1 protein-coding gene is annotated in these 459 nt (G+C 41.2%); it reads left to right on the forward strand.

Translation table 11 applies throughout. From position 1 onward, the window contains the following. Positions 1-207: 207 nt before the first annotated feature. Positions 208-459: hypothetical protein (locus IAE45_RS18715; RefSeq protein ID WP_200143173.1), on the forward strand; the 252-nt coding region annotated here is incomplete at its 3' end.

Below are 459 nucleotides of genomic sequence, written 5' to 3' on the forward strand. Positions count from 1 at the left end.
GAGTACAACCCAGCACTGAGAATCAGCGCTAGGATCCTCCAGAAAGACATCAGTCGGACAAATCCATCGAATAATGGGCTTGTCATAGGGAATGTGATCGAATTACAAAGTGCAATCAGCGCTAAACTGCGACAACTACAAAATCAAATTAATAATAAGGCCGAGGATACGGTTACCTCAGAATTGATTGCAACTGAAGATGGTAATATGCGAAATTTCGAAGTGAAGGTCTACAAAGGCAATGTCGATATCACGTCTAATCTCGAAACCTACCAATTTTATTGGAAGCTAACGGATAAAGACGGCAATCTAAAAACGGACTGGATGGAGGCGAACAAAGATGCTGGCAACAAAGTATCTGTTCACTTAGATGATGTAAGGCGTGATAACCAAATCTCATGTCAGGTCATGTATGCGGAAAATAAATTTGTCCAAGCCATATATTTCTGGAACGGACTG

Source organism: Enterococcus sp. S53 (assembly GCF_016516865.1).
Taxonomy (GTDB): Bacteria; Bacillota; Bacilli; order Lactobacillales; family Enterococcaceae; genus Enterococcus_D; species Enterococcus_D innesii.